The sequence below is a fragment of the Paraburkholderia lacunae genome (genome assembly GCF_003353175.1).
Lineage (GTDB): Bacteria > Pseudomonadota > Gammaproteobacteria > Burkholderiales > Burkholderiaceae > Paraburkholderia > Paraburkholderia lacunae.
Map to the genome: position 1 here is coordinate 142553 of NZ_QHKS01000018.1, position 16503 is coordinate 159055.

Annotated in this window: 14 protein-coding genes and 1 riboswitch; of the genes, 7 read left to right on the top strand and 7 right to left on the bottom strand. The window is 63.2% G+C overall.

The window, feature by feature from the left end; all coding sequences use genetic code 11:
• Nucleotides 1-10: 10 nt before the first annotated feature.
• Nucleotides 11-523 (bottom strand): DUF2569 domain-containing protein, encoded by a 513-nt coding sequence (locus tag DLM46_RS25565; protein WP_115105244.1) that lies wholly within the window; start codon nucleotides 521-523, stop codon nucleotides 11-13.
• Nucleotides 524-749: 226 nt separating this feature from the next.
• Here DLM46_RS25565 and DLM46_RS25570 point away from each other — a divergent pair, with 226 nt between their 5' ends.
• Complete coding sequence (locus DLM46_RS25570) at nucleotides 750-1955, top strand: MFS transporter (RefSeq protein ID WP_115105245.1); 1206 nt, start codon at nucleotides 750-752, stop codon at nucleotides 1953-1955.
• 142 nt (nucleotides 1956-2097) lie between these two features.
• Here DLM46_RS25570 and DLM46_RS25575 read toward each other — a convergent pair whose 3' ends face one another.
• From DLM46_RS25575 to DLM46_RS25595, 5 genes are all read right to left on the bottom strand, one after another.
• The gene (locus tag DLM46_RS25575) at nucleotides 2098-3048 is read right to left on the bottom strand and encodes an EamA family transporter (protein WP_115105197.1); all 951 of its coding nucleotides are present in this window, start codon (nucleotides 3046-3048) and stop codon (nucleotides 2098-2100) included.
• Nucleotides 3049-3428: 380 nt separating this feature from the next.
• On the bottom strand, nucleotides 3429-3662 hold the full coding sequence (locus DLM46_RS25580; protein WP_115105200.1) for a pentapeptide MXKDX repeat protein: 234 nt from the start codon (nucleotides 3660-3662) through the stop codon (nucleotides 3429-3431).
• Nucleotides 3663-3770: 108 nt separating this feature from the next.
• A complete protein-coding gene (locus tag DLM46_RS25585; protein ID WP_115105202.1) occupies nucleotides 3771-4538 on the bottom strand; it encodes a molybdopterin-dependent oxidoreductase in 768 nt (255 codons plus the stop codon).
• Between the two features lie 23 nt (nucleotides 4539-4561).
• Nucleotides 4562-5200 (bottom strand): cytochrome b/b6 domain-containing protein, encoded by a 639-nt coding sequence (locus DLM46_RS25590; RefSeq protein ID WP_115105204.1) that lies wholly within the window; start codon nucleotides 5198-5200, stop codon nucleotides 4562-4564.
• A gap of 76 nt (nucleotides 5201-5276) precedes the next feature.
• Complete coding sequence (locus DLM46_RS25595; protein ID WP_115105246.1) at nucleotides 5277-6113, bottom strand: DUF1223 domain-containing protein; 837 nt, start codon at nucleotides 6111-6113, stop codon at nucleotides 5277-5279.
• 569 nt (nucleotides 6114-6682) lie between these two features.
• Here DLM46_RS25595 and DLM46_RS25600 point away from each other — a divergent pair.
• The 6 genes from DLM46_RS25600 (at nucleotide 6683) to DLM46_RS25625 (ending at nucleotide 13907) form a co-directional block, all read left to right on the top strand.
• A complete protein-coding gene (locus tag DLM46_RS25600; RefSeq protein WP_115105207.1) occupies nucleotides 6683-7093 on the top strand; it encodes a GreA/GreB family elongation factor in 411 nt (136 codons plus the stop codon).
• Between the two features lie 176 nt (nucleotides 7094-7269).
• A riboswitch (TPP riboswitch) is annotated at nucleotides 7270-7388 on the top strand.
• 291 nt (nucleotides 7389-7679) lie between these two features.
• Complete coding sequence (gene thiC / locus DLM46_RS25605) at nucleotides 7680-9611, top strand: phosphomethylpyrimidine synthase ThiC (RefSeq protein WP_115105209.1); 1932 nt, start codon at nucleotides 7680-7682, stop codon at nucleotides 9609-9611.
• Between the two features lie 313 nt (nucleotides 9612-9924).
• Nucleotides 9925-10137: a glycine zipper 2TM domain-containing protein gene (locus tag DLM46_RS25610; protein ID WP_115105211.1), complete on the top strand. Its 213-nt coding sequence runs from the start codon at nucleotides 9925-9927 to the stop codon at nucleotides 10135-10137.
• 229 nt (nucleotides 10138-10366) lie between these two features.
• Nucleotides 10367-10810: a hypothetical protein gene (locus DLM46_RS25615; RefSeq protein ID WP_115105247.1), complete on the top strand. Its 444-nt coding sequence runs from the start codon at nucleotides 10367-10369 to the stop codon at nucleotides 10808-10810.
• Between the two features lie 202 nt (nucleotides 10811-11012).
• Nucleotides 11013-12611, top strand: coding sequence for an L-lactate permease (locus tag DLM46_RS25620; RefSeq protein ID WP_115105214.1), 1599 nt, complete (start codon nucleotides 11013-11015; stop codon nucleotides 12609-12611).
• Between the two features lie 369 nt (nucleotides 12612-12980).
• Nucleotides 12981-13907, top strand: a complete 927-nt coding sequence (locus DLM46_RS25625) for a DMT family transporter (RefSeq protein WP_115105248.1) — start codon at nucleotides 12981-12983, stop codon at nucleotides 13905-13907.
• 847 nt (nucleotides 13908-14754) lie between these two features.
• Here the strand turns inward: DLM46_RS25625 and bamC are convergent.
• Complete coding sequence (bamC, locus tag DLM46_RS25630; RefSeq protein ID WP_115105215.1) at nucleotides 14755-15990, bottom strand: outer membrane protein assembly factor BamC; 1236 nt, start codon at nucleotides 15988-15990, stop codon at nucleotides 14755-14757.
• Nucleotides 15991-16503 lie beyond the last annotated feature (513 nt).

Sequence of the window (16503 nt, forward strand, 5' to 3'; positions counted from 1 at the left end):
AGTTGCGAGGTCAATGGGCCACGAAGGTTTCTTGCACACGCCGGGACAGCCTGAAATACGGTATCCCGAGCGTGGCCGCGACAAGCGCCTGGATGAAGCCGCCGAACGGCATCGCGATGTCGATAGCGATCGCCTGGCACATGTAGTCGCCAAGTAGATAGGCGCCGGTGCGCATGACGACGATCGCGACCAGCCAGGCCTGAACCTGAACCGGGAAGCGCGCCGATTTGCGCCACGCGAGTAGCGAAAGCCAGCCCGCGCCCGCCACGATAAACGCGCCGATGATCACGTCGCAGCCGACCGCCACGATCACCGTCCGATACCAGCCGTGCGTACCGGGCCGCACGAACACCGCGAGCAACTCCCATTCGAGCATCAGCTTGAGCGGATCGCGCAGCGCGATCGCGGTCGAGAGCACCCATGCGGCGAGGCAGAGCAAGGCTGGTAGAAGCCAGCCGCCGATCGCCCTCGGTTCGCGTTTCGTTGTTTTCGCTGCGTTCGTTGTTTTCTTGGCGATAGTCATGAAGTCGGTCACGTGATCAGTGCTTTAGCGCGTGACGATTCTACGAACGGCAAGCGAACGGCCATCTCATTTTGTCCGTGGACAAGTCCGCGCCGCCGGCGCGTTGCTTGCACCCCGCTTGCACCGCGTAAGCGCCCTGCGCGACCGTCAGCACGATCCGCCCTGCTCCGGTATGATCGGCACGCTTGAGGACCGCGCATGGGCCGGTCCCTCGACGGCTCTTCTCATGTCCACTTCCGACACCTCTTCTGCCGCATCCGCCGACCAGTCGTTGCGCGGGTTATTGCTTCTGCTCGCGACGATCGCCGGCGTGGCGGTGGCGAATATCTACTACAACCAGCCGCTGCTCGATAACCTCCGGCAGTCGTTTCCGGGCAGCGCGTCGTGGGTTGGCGCGGTGCCTGCCGTGACACAGCTCGGCTACGCGGCCGGAATGCTGTTGCTCGCGCCGCTCGGCGACCGCTTCGATCGGCGCCTGTTGATCCTGTTGCAGATCGCGGCCATGTGCGTCGCGCTGGTGGCGGCCGCCGCGGCGCCGACGCTGCCGGTGCTGATCGCGGCGAGCCTCGCGATCGGCGTGCTCGCCACCATCGCACAGCAGGCCGTGCCGTTCGCGGCCGAGCTGGCGCCGCCGGCGCAACGCGGGCATGCGGTCGGCACGGTGATGAGCGGCCTGTTGCTCGGGATATTGCTGGCCCGGACCGCGGCGGGTCTCGTCGCCGAGTATTTCGGCTGGCGCGCGGTATTCGTCGCTTCCGTCGCCGCGCTGATCGTGCTGGCGATGGTGGTCATCCTGCGCCTGCCGAAGAGCAAACCGACGTCGACTCTCGCGTACGGCAAGCTGCTCGTCTCGATGTGGCATCTCGTGGTCGAGCATCGGGCATTGCGCGAAGCGTCGCTGACGGGCGCGGCGATGTTCGCGGCGTTCAGTATTTTCTGGTCGGTGCTGGCGTTGCTGCTGGCGGGCGCGCCGTTTCATCTTGGGCCGCAGGCGGCGGGACTATTCGGGATAGTCGGCGCTGCCGGGGCGATGGCCGCGCCGCTGGCCGGCAAGTTTTCCGACCGACGCGGGCCGCGCGCGATTATCACGCTGTCGATCGTGCTGGTGGCGCTTTCGTTTGTCGTATTTGCCTTGTCGGCGAAGAGCATGGTGGGGCTCGTGATTGGCGTGATCGTCCTCGATGTCGGTGTGCAGGCGGCGCAGATTTCCAACCAATCCAGAATTTACGCGCTCAAGCCCGACGCGCGCAGCCGGGTGAATACGGTTTATATGGTCGCCTATTTTATTGGCGGAGCCCTGGGGTCGGGGGTCGGCGCTTTTGTCTGGCCGGCGTTTGGATGGATCGGAGTGAGTGTTGCCGGACTGGGGTTTGCCGCGCTGGCTGCATGGAATCATTTGCGGCTTGCGGCCGGGCGTGAGGCTTTGAGTTGAGGTGCAACGGCGAGGCGCCGCAAGCTCGAGCTGATCGTGATCGGCGGCGCCAGAGTCGCGACCGAGCTAGATGCTAAACGCACGATCCGCGAAGCCGCGCAAGCGGCAGCGGCGCTTCAGACGCGGCGCGCCGCCGCTCGCCTCACGCTAGCCCCTTCTTCCGGCGATCGAACCAGAAGGACAGGCCCACGCTCGCCAGAATCACGATGGTCGCGATCACGGTGGAATGCGTGACCGGCTCGCCGAGCAGCAGCGCGCCGAGCGCCACCGCGACCACCGGATTCACATACATGCAGCTGCTGGCGATCATCGGACTCGTATGGCGAATCAGAAAACCATAGGCGACATACGCGGCCATCGTCCCGATCAGCATCAGGTAGATGAACGCCAGCACCGGCAGAAAATGCACCTCGAGCATCCGTTCGCCCGATGCCAACGCGACCATCGTCGACATCGCGCCGCCAAGGCCGATCTGCAACGACGTCGATAGAAACAGATCCGACGGCAGCTTCAGACGTCCGGCCAGATGCGCGCCGCCGGCCCAGAAGAGCGCGCCGCACAGAATCGCGAGGCTGCCGCCCGCCGAGCCCGGCGAGTTGTCGCCGTGACTCAGGATCGCGATCCCGAAGAGCCCGAGGCCGACCGCGAACCACTCGCCTCGCGCGATCTGCCGCCCCGCCACCGCCGCGATCACCGTCGCGAACAACGGCACGGTCGCGACCATCACCGCCGCCGTGCCGGTGCCGACGGTACGCATCCCGAAAGCCAGCATGCCGCTCGACAGACCAACCAGCATCGTGCCGACCAGGCCTGCATTGCGGATTTCGGCGAAGCTCGGCCAGACCTGTGCGCGGCGCGCCGCAAACACGAACAGCCCGATGCCGGCAAACAGGTTGCGCAAACCGGAGAGCAACAAGGGCGGAAACGAACCGAGCGCCACGTGCACCGCGAGATAAGTCGAGCCCCACACGAGATAGACGACGGCGAGCGCAAGCGCGATCCGTCCGTTGTGGGACCGCGGCAAACGGATCGGGAAACCACGCGGAAAGCGTAGGGAAATACGCGAAAAGAGGCTAGGAAATTGCAGCGACATGCGTTCAGCCCGCCAATACCGTTCGAGGCGCCGCGCCCCCGCTGAAGACCCAGTGACGGGATGGCGGGCACCGCATCGGCGATGCGGTCTGACGGGCGAGGCTGGCGGACATGTCGGTGGAACGGAAGGACGATTACTGGCCAATGGGGCCATAACGCCGCGGCCATCGAGAAGGATCGGTCCACGGCTGACACGCGCCAAACGTCAGGCGCGAGCCCGCATTATGCAGTAAGCGCACACCGTGCCGCTCGAAAGAATCGTAACTTTTTGGTGTACTTGCAACAAAAAAGCCGGGGACTTCTCCCCGGCTTCAGGTCACGCGCTACCTGCCATGCGCGACGTGTCGCGCTCGATCTATGCGGCCGGCATCGCGCAATACGTCAGTTGCCCATGGCGCCCGACGCTTCGTGCTTCATGCCCATCTCGCCACTGCCTTTTTTCATCTTGTCGTGCTTCATCGCGCCCTTCTTCATGTGGTCCTTGGACATGGTGTCTTTGGACATCGAATCCTTCGACATCGCGTCGTTGGACATGGCGCCGCTTGCCTGCGCGAACGCGGTGCCGCCGCTGGTCAGGAAGGCGACTGCGATTGCTGCGATTGCGACTTTTTTCATGGGATGACTCCGTGGTGTTGTGGATGAATCTGAACCGGCTTGAGCCGGCCTGTTGCCGAAGCTTCTGCCGCTCGAGGTCACGCATTGCGCATGCCTGACCTGCGCGCGTCAGGAGCCTCCGAACCAGTTGTAGCCCTGGTCGACCCAATAGCCGCCGGGATAGGTGTTGGTGACGAACATCTCGACGATGTGCTTCGGATTCTTGTAGCCGAGCTTGGTCGGCATGCGCAGCTTCATCGGAAATCCGTATTTCGCGGGTAGACGCTCGCCGTCGTAGGAGAACGTGAGCAGCGTTTGCGGATGCAGCGCGGTCGGCATGTCGATGCTTTCGTAGTAGTCGTCCGCGCATTTGAAGCCGACGTACTTCGCGCTGGTGTCCGCGCCGATGCGCCGCAGAAAGTCGGCGAACGGCGTGCCGCCCCAGCGGCCGATCGCGCTCCAGCCTTCCACGCAGATATGCCGCGTGATCTGCTCGGCGTGCGGCAACGCGTACAACTCGGGCAAGGTCCAGACGCGCTGGCCGGTCACGAGGCCGCTCACCTTGAGCTTGTAGTCGGACGCATCGACCTCGGGCACTTCGTCGATGCCGTAGTACGCGTTGAACGGGAACGGCCGCGTAATCTGCGCCTCCGTGTAGGTCGGCGCGAGCTGCTTCGGATCGAACAGCGCGGCTTGCGCGCGGTCGTTCAGGCGCGACACCATCATCAGGAATTTGTTGACCGACTCGTCGTCGGTCAGCGAGCAGCCGGTCAGCATCGACAGACCGCCGAGCGTCAGAAGCCGTTTGCCGAACAGCCGGCGCGACGGCATCGCGAGTTCGCGTCGTGCGTCGATCAGGATCGATTCGCGGTCGAGTTTTTTGGCAGGTTGATTCATGATTCGATGTCCTTAAGCTTGGCTCACCGTCCGCGCAGCATCGCGAGAAGCGAGCGCGGCACGAGCGCCACCATCGCCAGATGAACGACGATGAAGGCCGCCATCAGCGACATTGCGCAGAAGTGCACGATGCGTGCGTTGTCGTAGCCGCCCATCAACTCGCGCAGCAGCGGGAATTGCACCGATTTCCAGATCGCGAGGCCCGACAGCACCAGCACGATCAGATCGCAGACCACGAACAGGTAAGCGAATTTCTGCACCGCGTTGTAGACGCGCAGGTCCGCGTGCGAGAGCTTGCCGGTGAGCGCCGCGACGAAGTCGCGCAGCACGGCGCGCGGCGAGAGCGGCAGGAATTTGCGCACGAAGCGTCCGCTGAGCAGATTCAGCGCGAGATACACGAGGCCGTTGAAGACCAGCAGCCACATCGCCGCGAAGTGCCATTGCAGCGCTCCGCCAAGCCAGCCGCCGAGGGTGATCGCGGGCGGAAAGGTGAAACCCGGAAAGACCGGCGAGGCGTCGTAGATGCGCCAGCCTGACAGCATCATCACGATGGCCGCCAGGGCGTTGAGCCAATGCGTGACGCGCACCCACACTGGATGAATCGTGCTGCTGAGCGGTGCCGCGGGCGGCGCGGTTTTGCTTAGCGTGTGAGGAGTAGCCATGAGAATCTCCCGTGAATAGTGGCGCGGCGAGCGCGGCGCGATTGGCCCGCGCGACTGGCCCGCGCAGCTGGCCCGATCAATGGCAGGCGGCCAGTTCGGCCACTTGCAGTACGTCGCCGGTCGCGGCGTTCTCGACGAAGGCGACGACGCCGAAGCTGTCGGCCGATGTGGCGGCATTGACATCGGCGTCGTCGATGCGGATGCCGCGATGGATTTGCGCGTTGCCGGCAATCAGCGGCACGGGGCCGATCCATTGCCGCACCACTCTTTCGTGATGCAGGGTTGCGCCGCTGTTTTCACCGGCGTGCACTTGCGAGGTCAGCGCGTTTTGATAGACCGCGACATAAGCGTTTAGCGTGTTGGCCGAAGCGGGGGTTCTGGCGGCGAATTGCGCGTCGACATCGAATGCGCCCTTCGCTTGTGGCTTCAGTTCCACGGCGACGTTGGCTTGTGCCGGCTCGGCTACGAGTTTGCCGACGCGGCTCGCGAAGCTGTCGCGCTGCGACCAGCTGCGCAGTTCGCGGCCTGATATGAAGATTTCAGGCGTGTAGATTGTGTGGCCGCCGGCCAGGTCGGTGAGGGTTTGCTGACGTTCGGTGAAGCGATGCTGCGAGAAGCGGTCGGTCCAGCCCAGGCTGTTCCAATAGTCGACGTGGAGTGCCAACGGCACGACGCTTTGGGTGGCGCCGCTGTTTTTCCATTGACTCAGCCAGCTGTCGGCTGGAGGGCAGCTGCTGCAGCCTTCGCTGCTGTAGAGCTCCACTAGCGCTACGCGGTGAGATGGGCTGTGGGACGTGCACATGGCGGTGGCCGCTGTTGCCAGGCCGCAGTTGGCCAGCGCGGCCAATGCGATGGTGAGCGCGATTACTCGCGTAAAGGGCCGGTTGGCTCGGCGGGTCAGTGCGGTTTGCATGGCGTGCTCCATCTGGATTTGCACGTTTGTCGAAGGTGGGGGCCGGATATGACGACCGGTTGGAAATATTTTTTTGGTTTTTTTGCACGCTCCGCGTGGGGATTTGTTTTTTTCTTCGCTGGTGTTGGTCATTGTGCGCCTGTGGTGGTTTGTTTTGTTTGCCTGCACGGCGTTCGTGTTTGTTCGCCTATGGGGCTGGTCTTTGTTTGTCCGCACCCCGCATCGAACAAAGAACCATCCCGCCCGTGCTAACATTCACCTTTCAATCGCGCCGCTGTCGCTTACCTCCGGCGCTCATTCGAATCCTCCTCTTTATCTGCCGGCTATTCAGATGCGCTTCCCGATCTACCGTGCCTTCACCCGCTTGCGCCCCCGCCGCGCAACCGGTTGTGCACGCGCGAACGTATCGCAGCAACGCGCCGGCCAGCCGCCCCGAACGCTTCCGCTTCCCGCCGCCCGGCGCCCGATCTGAACGCTGTGCCCCTTCACCGGAGCCACGTCGCCGGGCTCCGGGCCGATTTCATCCGCACGCTGTCCACTTACATGCAGATCGAATTGGAGAACCCATCATGAAAAAGACGAAAACCTGTTACCTGACCGAACTCGACGTCGCCCGCCTCGAAAAGCACGCCGCCGCGCCCGGCGCCGACGCCAGGTTGCACGGCATGCTCGACGACGTACTGGAACGCGCCGTCATCGTCGAGTCGCGCGACATTCCGGCGAACATCGTCACGATGAATTCGCAAGCCACACTGGTCGACGAAACCAGCGGCGAGCATATGACCTGGACGGTCGTCTACCCGCCCGACGCGGACTTCGCGCACGGCCGCCTGAACGTGTTTTCGCCGGCCGGCCTCGCCTTGCTCGGCGCCAAACGCGGTGATCGCATTCGCTTCACGCCGCCAAGCGGCACGGAAAAAGTGCTGAAGCTCGAAAAGATTCTGTTTCAGCCCGAAGCCGCCGACGATTTCACGCGGTAAATCCACCAGCCCGCGCGAACCCGAACGCGCCTTCGCGGCGCACCGCTGTTGCACCGCGTCACGTCTGACAACCCAATCGACTTAGGAATAGTGCACGGCTGAGCGCGGCGTGATATCCGCTATCCAAAATTTCAGGCCGGGTTGCCAAGCAGCGTCCGGCCGGTGTATCGTGTGCGCTGCTAACGCGGGGGTCCTGCGTCGCACGGTGGTGGGAGGTCCGTGTTGCGTGGGTGAGAAATACCCTTTGAACCTGATCTGGATAATGCCAGCGCAGGGAAGCGTACGGAGTTCGCACCCTGGTCTACCGCTTCATCTCTCGCGAATTCCGACGACATTCATCTCGTCTCCTGCTTAGCGGCCCCACATATTGCTTTGGGACCAGAGTAAGTGCTTTGCATGGGACCGGAGTAACGCGCTAAAGCGCGAACTCCGGTCGACAGCTAAAGCACCAACTCGGGTCGACCGCAATAAATCGCATGGGACCAGAGTAAGGCGCTAAAGCGCCAACTCGGGTCGACCGCAATAAATCGCATGGGACCAGAGTAAGGCACTAAAGCGCCAACTCGGGTCGACACAGGAGATCTGCATGAACGCCAATCCGAAGTTCCTTTCCGCCGACGCGCACGTCGATGCCGCCGCTGTCGCCCCGCTGCCGAATTCCCGCAAGGTCTACGTGACCGGCTCGCAACCCGATATCCGCGTGCCGATGCGCGAAATCTCCCAGGCCGATACACCGGATAGCTTCGGCGGCGAGAAAAACCCGCCGGTCTTCGTCTACGACACGTCGGGCCCCTACTCGGATCCGGACGCGAAGATCGACATCCGCGCGGGTCTGCCGGCGCTGCGTCAGCGCTGGATCGAAGAACGCGGCGACACTGAAGCCCTCGACGGCCTCACGAGCCAGTACGGCCGCGAACGCGCCGCCGATCCGGCCACCGCCGAGCTGCGCTTCCAGGGCTTGCACCGCACGCCGCGCCGCGCCGTCGCCGGCAAGAACGTCTCGCAGATGCACTACGCACGCAAAGGCATCATCACGCCGGAAATGGAATACATCGCGATTCGCGAGAATCAGCAGCGCGCCGCGTATCTGGAAAGCCTGCGCACGAGCGGTCCGAACGGCGAAAAACTCGCTGCGATGATGGGCCGTCAGCATTTAGGCCAGGCGTTCGGCGCAAGCGCGTTCGGTCCGAACGGCCTCACGGAAATCACGCCGGAATTCGTGCGTGAAGAAGTGGCGCGCGGCCGCGCGATCATCCCGAACAACATCAACCACCCGGAGAGCGAGCCGATGATCATCGGCCGCAACTTCCTCGTGAAGGTGAATGCGAACATCGGCAACTCGGCGGTAACGTCGTCGATCGGCGAAGAAGTCGACAAGATGACGTGGGCGATCCGCTGGGGCGGCGACACGGTGATGGATCTGTCCACCGGCAAGCACATCCACGAAACGCGCGAGTGGATCATCCGCAATTCACCGGTGCCGATCGGCACGGTGCCGATCTATCAGGCGCTGGAAAAGGTCAACGGCAAGGCGGAAGACCTGACGTGGGAAATCTTCCGCGACACGCTGATCGAACAGGCCGAACAAGGCGTCGACTACTTCACGATCCACGCGGGCGTGCGTCTGCAATACGTGCCGCTGACCGCGAAGCGCATGACCGGCATCGTCTCGCGCGGCGGCTCGATCATGGCGAAGTGGTGTCTCGCGCATCACAAGGAAAGCTTCCTGTACGAGCACTTCGAAGACATCTGCGAAATCATGAAGGCGTATGACGTGGCCTTTTCGCTCGGCGACGGCCTGCGTCCCGGCTCGATCTACGATGCGAACGACGAAGCTCAACTCGGCGAGTTGAAGACCCTCGGCGAACTCACGCAGATCGCATGGAAGCACGACGTGCAGACGATGATCGAAGGCCCGGGCCACGTGCCGATGCAACTGATCAAGGAGAACATGGACCTGCAACTGGAATGGTGCGACGAAGCGCCGTTCTACACGCTGGGACCGCTGACCACCGATATCGCCCCCGGCTACGACCACATCACGTCGGGCATCGGCGCGGCGATGATCGGCTGGTTCGGCACGGCCATGCTCTGCTACGTCACGCCGAAGGAGCACCTCGGCTTGCCGAACAAGGACGACGTCAAGACCGGGATCATCACCTACAAGCTCGCCGCGCATGCGGCCGACCTGGCGAAAGGCCATCCGGGCGCGCAGGTGCGTGACAATGCGCTCTCGAAGGCGCGTTTCGAATTCCGTTGGGAAGACCAGTTCAACCTGGGTCTCGATCCGGACAAGGCACGCGAATTCCACGACGAAACGCTGCCGAAGGATTCGGCCAAGGTCGCGCACTTCTGTTCGATGTGCGGCCCGCATTTCTGCTCGATGAAGATCACTCAGGACGTGCGCGAATTCGCAGCGCAACAAGGCGTCTCCGATGACGAAGCGCTGAAGAAAGGCATGGAAGTGAAGTCGATCGAGTTCATGAAGAAAGGCGCCGAGATTTATCAGCGGCAGTAAGGTTCGTCGGGCGGGTGCGGTGTTACGCGCCCGCTGCCGGGCCGCCCGAACGACCCGAACCGGAATACTGCATTGCAGCGTCGAAGCCCGCCCCCTGGCGGGCTTTTGCGTTTCTGCGGCGCTTCTGCAGCGCTTCTGCAGCATCGCTGCGCGAGCGGGCACGCCGCATGCTGCTTCATCAGAAACATTTAATTACGAAACCGACAGTCCGCTGACAAGCGCACACATCTGGATACCGGCTGCGGCGATAAGATGAAAAAAAAGAGGACGGCGCAAGCGTGTCCTGTTCCGAATCACCACTGGAGTAGGCATCATGAAATCGATCCGACAAATTGGTACGTTCGCGGCGATCGTCGCTGTCGTGGCGAGTCTTTCGGCGTGTGACGGCATGACTACGCGGCAACGCGATACCGCGATCGGCGCGGGCGTCGGCGGCGTGGCGGGTGCCGCGATCGGCGGCAATGCGCTATCGACTCTCGGCGGCGCAGCGGCCGGCGGCATTATCGGCAATCAGGTCGGCAAGTAAACGACTCGAAGCAAGGGACTCGATGCGAGCCGCGCTCATAGCTGCGGCTCGCGAGTGAACGGAAGCGGTGGCGCTTCAAATGCCGCGGCATGATCGCGCGCGGCTTCGGCACGCTGTGCAATGACGTGAAATAAGCCGTTACGGTTTTGCAATCCTGCGCGCGCGAGCGCGGCGTAAGCTCATGGCATGGCGCCTGCATGAGGGCGTCCAATGCAAACAGGAGCGCGTCATGAAGTCCCGCGTCGTCAATACCCTCAGCGCGATGAGCCAGCGGCTCCCCCGCGGCGTGCCACGCGTTTCACAAACAGGCATTGCGCTGACCGGCGTGGTTTCCATCCTCACGCTGTCCGGCTGCTACTACTACCCCTACGGCTACTATCCGGCCTACTACCCGTCTTACGCCACCGTCCCGGCCGCCGCGACCCAGCGCGAAGTACCGCTCGGATCCGTCGATTCGACTGCACAACAGCAAGCCCTAGCCGATTCGCAAGCCTCGCCGCCGGCCTACGTGGTGGCCCAACCGCCCCCCGTCTACGTCGCGCCGGTCTACCCCGCCTACTATCCGCCGCCCGTGTATCCGCCTTACTACGGCTATCCCGGCTGGTATGGGTATGGACCGTCCCTGTCGATCGGTTTCGGCTACTCGTGGGGCGGCCACCGCCACCATCGCTAAAGCATGCTTCGCCGGTAGTTTCCCTTCTTGACGCGCCTCGCCCGGACTCTATGCTTGGGATTGCCACACACAGTATCCGTTTAAATAAACGCCCCCGGCGCGCATTTCACGCGCGCCGCCGGCGCTCATCCGTCAGACCAGAGCGACGCGCCCGGTAGTGCGTAGTCCCGCGTCGAGTTCGAATAACAATGAAGGAGACGCGATGTTTCACCAACTACTCACGCCCGTCGGCAATTCGCTACTGCCGTCGTTCCTCGTTGCCGCATTGCCGATCATCGTCGTGCTGCTGTTGCTCGGCTGGGCCCGCCGGCCGGCGTGGCAGGCATCGCTCGCCGGCCTGATCGTCGGCTTGATCGTGGCGATTTTCGTCTGGCAGTTCCCTGTCAAGCTCGCGATCGATTCGGTCGTGGCGGGCGCGGTGTTCGCCTGCTGGCCGGTCATGTGGATCGTGTTCGCGGCGATCCTGCTCTACAACATCGCGCAGCGCTCGGGCCGCTTCGCGGCGTTCCGCATGTGGATGATCGACAACCTGCCGAACGACCGGCGCGTCGTGCTGGTGGTGGTGGGCTTTTCGTTCGGCGCGCTGCTCGAAGGCATCTCCGGCTTCGGCACGCCGGTCGCGATCACCAGCTCGCTGCTGATCCTGCTCGGTTTTCCGACGCTGGAGGCGCTCACCTTCACGCTGATCTTCAACACGGCGCCGGTCGCGTTCGGCGCGCTGGGGGTGCCGATCACGGTGCTCGGCGCGGTCACCCACCTGCCGGCCGACTCGCTCGCCAAGATGGTCGGCCGCCAGTTGCCGTTCTTCGCGCTCCTGCTGCCGTTCTACGTGATCGGCATGTATGCGGGCTTTCGCAACATGCTGCGCGTGTGGCCGGTGCTGCTGGTGGCGGGCGCGAGCTTCGCGCTGACGCAGTTTGTCGCGTCGAATTACGTGAACTACAGCCTGACCGACGTGTTGTCGTCGATGGTGTCGCTGATCGTGACGATCGCGTTCCTGCGCGTCTGGAAACCCGTCGCCGATCCGCAATTCGCCGTCAACATCGACCGCGTCGGCGAGGTACGCGGCAAGATCGGCGGCGGCCAGGGCTGGTATCCGTGGGTCATCGTGTCGGTGGTGGTGATCGTCTGGACCATTGCGAAGGTCTTTCTGATCGGCGACGTCAAAGTGCCGTGGCCGGGGCTCGACAAGGCCGTCTTCATCACCCTTTACAACACGCCGTACAGCGCGGTGTGGGACTTCCAGCCGCTTGGCACCGGCACGGCGATTCTGGTGGCCGCCATCATCACGTCTTTCGTGGTGGGACTCGGCGCACGCGAATTCGGCGCAGCGATCGTCGATACCTGGGTCCAGACGCGAATCGCGATTCTGACGGTGGCGACCATCGTGGGGCTCGCGTATCTGATGAACTACTCGGGCCTCAACTACACGCTCGGCCTGGGCGTCGCGTCGGTCGGACCATTCTTTCCGCTGGTATCAGCCTTCCTCGGCTGGGTCGCGGTGTTCCTGTCCGGCAGCGATACGTCGGGCAACGCACTGTTCGGCAATCTGCAGGTGGTAGCCGCCAACCAGCTGAACCTCAGCCCGATCCTGATGGCGGCGACCAACTCGTCCGGCGGCGTAATGGGCAAGATGATCTCGCCGCAAAACATCTCGACGGGCGTAGCGACCACCGACCTCAAGGGCAAAGAAGGCGTCGTGTTCGCGAAGACCTTCAAGCATTCGATTCTGTTGACGGTGATACTCGGCGTGCTCGTCTGGCTGCAACAAGGTGTCCTGCAAGGGATGATTCCGCACTGAATGCGCAGTGCGTTTAGCGGCGGGCGCGCGATTCGGACGGTGCGCCCGTGTGGTGGTGGGCGCCATGTTTGCCCCGCTCACGGAGACTTGCGCAACTGCTGCGCTGCGACAATAAAATTCACCTGCGCCCATTGCCTGCCTTATCGCACCGGCTTCGCCTGCCGCATCGCGCCATTTTCATCGCAATTTTCCTCACATCAGCGTGAGAATTACTCGTTTTGCGAGCGCACCGGCAGCGCTTACGATCACGCTATCGGACGCCCGGCCTCTCCCGAATCTTGCCATTTCATTCCAGCCTGAAACGTTTCGGGCGATTGCGCTGCTACGATGCGCTGGCGTCTCGACTCAACCGCGCGCGACGCCACCACAATGAATGCTAGAAACCTGTTGCAGTTGTTGATTCTTGCCGCCCTGTGGGGCGCGTCGTTTCTGTTTATCCGCGTCGGCGTGACCGACTTCGGCGTCGCGCCGCTGATGGCGCTACGTGTCGGCATCGGCGCGGCCTTCCTTGCGATCGTGCTGATCGCGCGACGGCCGCTGCGCCAGTCGGCCGCGACGCTGCGCACGCGGGCTTTTCCGCTGCTGGTGGTCGGCATTCTGAATTCGGCGGCACCCTTCTGTCTCTTCGCCTATGCGGAGTTGACGCTGTCGGCCGGCGTCACCTCGGTGATCAATGCAACCACGCCGCTGTGGGGCGCACTCGTCGGCTTCTTATGGCTGCGCGATCGCCTGAGCGCGCTGCGCACCCTGGGGCTCGTGATCGGCTTTCTGGGCGTATTGATGCTGGTGTGGGATCAGATCGCCGCGCCGAACGGCTCGGCCGCTACGCCGCTGACAACCGCGCTCGCGGCCGGCGCCGCGCTCGGCGCAACGCTGCTGTATGGTATCGCCGCCAATTACACGAAACGGCACCTGACCGGCGTCGACGCATTGACCGTCGCGACCGGCACGATGACCGGCGCCACCCTCGTTTTGCTGCCGCTCGCCGTGATCTACTGGCCGGCCACGCCGATCTCGCTACAAGCGTGGGGCGCCGTGATCGCACTGGGTGTCGCATGCACCGGCGTCGCGTACATGCTGTTCTTCCATTTGATCGCGGTGGCCGGACCGGCGCGTGCAATCACAGTGACCTTCGTGATTCCGATCTTCGGCATTCTGTGGGGCGCGCTGTTTCTCGGCGAAAGCGTGTCGCCCGGCATGCTGGAAGGCTGTGGCGTGATCCTGGTCGGCACTGCGCTCGCCACCGGCGCGATCAAACGGCTGCCGTGGCTCGGGACGCGCCGCGCCGACACCTGAATTCCGCTTGGGCGATGTCATCGACATCGCCACCTCTGTTGATCGCGTTCATTCCCGCGCACAAAAAATAGCCCGCACTCCACCGGAGTGCGGGCGAAACCGTCGCCCTACGAGGATAGGCGACGGGGCCACCGAGGCCGCGCGCGCCACGCGCGCAGGCCGACATCGGGCTCAGTACCGGTTCGTTGGCTGGTGCTGGAATGACCTGGGAATCGCCGGGCTGAAAGGCGCCGCCAAACTCACGCCGGACATAGTCATCCGGCCCCATGAGTCTTTATAAGCAGCTTGTGTGCCAGTTACGGCATGACACGAGGAACAGTTCGTAATACATTGATTATTATCATAATTTCATACGAACTGAGGATTGGATGGCGCGCGTTGGAGAGCGTGTCGAGCGTTACGTCACCGGCGTAACGTCACGTTACATGCGGCCGCACGCGGCGGCCGCGAGGCATCGCTTCAAGCGGTTGAACCGCTTTTAAACCGCCCGGATTCATGGCGCCGGCCACTTCGTCCGCTGCGACGTATGCCGCATCCGCAGGCCGGTCGGCCGCCACGGTTCCCGCGGCGCCAAAGCGGCTCCGCACACGAGCGCGAGGACGAGCAAGCTCGCAGCCCACATCCAGTAAGGGATCACATCGAACATGGTCAACTCCCGTAGGTATCCGCGTTGATTTCGCGTTGGTATCCGGTTGGTGCCGGTGATCCTGCATCGAAGCAAGACACGTGCGCAGCAACGAACACCTCCGTGATCACTAGGGAGAAATAGCGAGAGGCATAAAAAAACCCGCCCGGTTTGCATCCCGGGCGGGTTTTCAGACTGCGTTTTTGCCTACTACGGCTTCATTCAGTGCAACTGGTCGACCATCAGGCTCATGATCTGCTTAGCCGGCGCGCTCTGGTCGATCTGACCGCTTTCGTCGACCACGGCCACACGCGTCTGGTTGGGCGTCACCGCGCGCACGTTCACGCGATACTGCTTGGCGACCTTTTCCTTCTTGCCGTGGAAGACCTGGCTCCAGAAGCCCTGCTCGGCCGAACTCATATCCTTCGGATCGACGTAGCGCACGAAGTAGAGCCCGCGGTTGAGGTCGCGATCGTCGACGGTGAAGTTGCTGCGATCGAGCGCGAGACCGACGCGCAGCCAGGCACTGTCATACGGCTCGCCGAGCGTCAGCTCGGTGGACGAGAACTGCGCTGAGGTATTCGCCGAGTCCGCGTCCGGCGAGCGCTGCTGCGCCGACAGCGCGACATTTTGAGCCGCGATGGCCGCAGCCGCCGACTTCGCCCCCGCCGTGGCCGCATTCGGCGCCGTTTGCGCGCCGGCTGGCGACAGCTCGGCGCTTTGCGTATCGCCGCCCGACTTGGCCCGCGAATCGGCGAGCGCCAGCGCCGCCATCAGCCGCTTCAGATATTCCTGTTCGAGGGCCGGATCGTTCGGCTTCGGTTCCCACTTGGTCGACTCGTTGTTCGGGCCGGTGAGCGCTTCGCGCAGGCCTTTCTGGCTGATGAACACGTAGGTGCCGCCGTTCGGCGCCGCTTCGAGACGCGTGCGGAATTTGTTGCGCTCCGAGCTCACGTAGCTGTTGCCCATCGCCTTCGACAGCGTGCTGCGGATCAGGCCGTCGTTGATCTGCGCGTGAGTTTCGTTCCAGTCGGTTTCCATCACGCCCTTGTCGCGCTGGTCGACCACCAGCAGGAAGCCCTGTTCCTGCCAGAAGCGGCGGATCTGCGCCCACGCCTGGTCGGGCGCCTTGTTGTCGATCACCAGCCAGCTTTCGGTGCCGTCGCGCTGGATATGCATGCCGGTGACAGGCGGCACGACGACCACGCTATTGGCGGCCGGCGCTTGCGCCTGCACCTGCTTGAGTGTGGACAGCGAGGTTTCGCCGCCTTGCGGGGGCAACGAACGCTGATCGGACGTCTCATCGATCATGTTCGGCGGTACGGCGAGTGACACCTGCTTCGATTTCGAGTCGCTCTTGTAGTCGATTTTGGTCGGCGACGAGGTACCGCAGCCGGCGACCAGCCCGCCTGCCATCAGCATTACTGCAAACCGCTTGGTAAGACGAAGATCAGTCATGTTCGGGGAATCCTTCCGCTACGCCACGGCAAGTTTCCGTGGATCAACCCAACATTTTACCGATCCCGGCGACACATGTGCAAAAAGAGGGGTTTGCCCGCGTATTGGATACGATGCGACTAGCGGGATGCCCGCGCCAATGGCTTGCCAGCAAGCCGCCAGACCGCCCCCGGGGCGGTGACCTCGCCGGCAGCCCGGAACGGTGGGTGCCGGGTTCGTTGGCTGCTTCTGCTGTCTCCTGTGCTGTCTCCTCTGCCTCCTCCTCTGCCTCCTCCTCTGCCTCCTCCTCTGCCTCCTCCTCTGCCTCCTCCTCTGCCTTCTCTGCCCCCTCTGCCGCTTCATCAAGCAGCGAAATTTAACAGTTCACAACACTTCCCACTGCACTGTCAGGCATCCTGTAGTGGTCAAGTTATTTCGGACAGGGAGATAGGTTCTTTCACTGTCGGTTTCGCCTCGTAGGCAGCGGGCGACAGATAGCCCAAAGTCGAATGCAGGCGTACGGCATTGTAGAAA

What these genes read in the sequence shown, in the direction of transcription:
- DLM46_RS25565 (WP_115105244.1), bottom strand. Translation starts at nt 523, where the DNA reads ATGACTATCGCCAAGAAAACAACGAACGCAGCGAAAACAACGAAACGC.
- DLM46_RS25570 (WP_115105245.1), top strand. Translation starts at nt 750, where the DNA reads ATGTCCACTTCCGACACCTCTTCTGCCGCATCCGCCGACCAGTCGTTG.
- DLM46_RS25575 (WP_115105197.1), bottom strand. Translation starts at nt 3,048, where the DNA reads ATGTCGCTGCAATTTCCTAGCCTCTTTTCGCGTATTTCCCTACGCTTT.
- DLM46_RS25580 (WP_115105200.1), bottom strand. Translation starts at nt 3,662, where the DNA reads ATGAAAAAAGTCGCAATCGCAGCAATCGCAGTCGCCTTCCTGACCAGC.
- DLM46_RS25585 (WP_115105202.1), bottom strand. Translation starts at nt 4,538, where the DNA reads ATGAATCAACCTGCCAAAAAACTCGACCGCGAATCGATCCTGATCGAC.
- DLM46_RS25590 (WP_115105204.1), bottom strand. Translation starts at nt 5,200, where the DNA reads ATGGCTACTCCTCACACGCTAAGCAAAACCGCGCCGCCCGCGGCACCG.
- DLM46_RS25595 (WP_115105246.1), bottom strand. Translation starts at nt 6,113, where the DNA reads ATGCAAACCGCACTGACCCGCCGAGCCAACCGGCCCTTTACGCGAGTA.
- DLM46_RS25600 (WP_115105207.1), top strand. Translation starts at nt 6,683, where the DNA reads ATGAAAAAGACGAAAACCTGTTACCTGACCGAACTCGACGTCGCCCGC.
- thiC (WP_115105209.1), top strand. Translation starts at nt 7,680, where the DNA reads ATGAACGCCAATCCGAAGTTCCTTTCCGCCGACGCGCACGTCGATGCC.
- DLM46_RS25610 (WP_115105211.1), top strand. Translation starts at nt 9,925, where the DNA reads ATGAAATCGATCCGACAAATTGGTACGTTCGCGGCGATCGTCGCTGTC.
- DLM46_RS25615 (WP_115105247.1), top strand. Translation starts at nt 10,367, where the DNA reads ATGAAGTCCCGCGTCGTCAATACCCTCAGCGCGATGAGCCAGCGGCTC.
- DLM46_RS25620 (WP_115105214.1), top strand. Translation starts at nt 11,013, where the DNA reads ATGTTTCACCAACTACTCACGCCCGTCGGCAATTCGCTACTGCCGTCG.
- DLM46_RS25625 (WP_115105248.1), top strand. Translation starts at nt 12,981, where the DNA reads ATGAATGCTAGAAACCTGTTGCAGTTGTTGATTCTTGCCGCCCTGTGG.
- bamC (WP_115105215.1), bottom strand. Translation starts at nt 15,990, where the DNA reads ATGACTGATCTTCGTCTTACCAAGCGGTTTGCAGTAATGCTGATGGCA.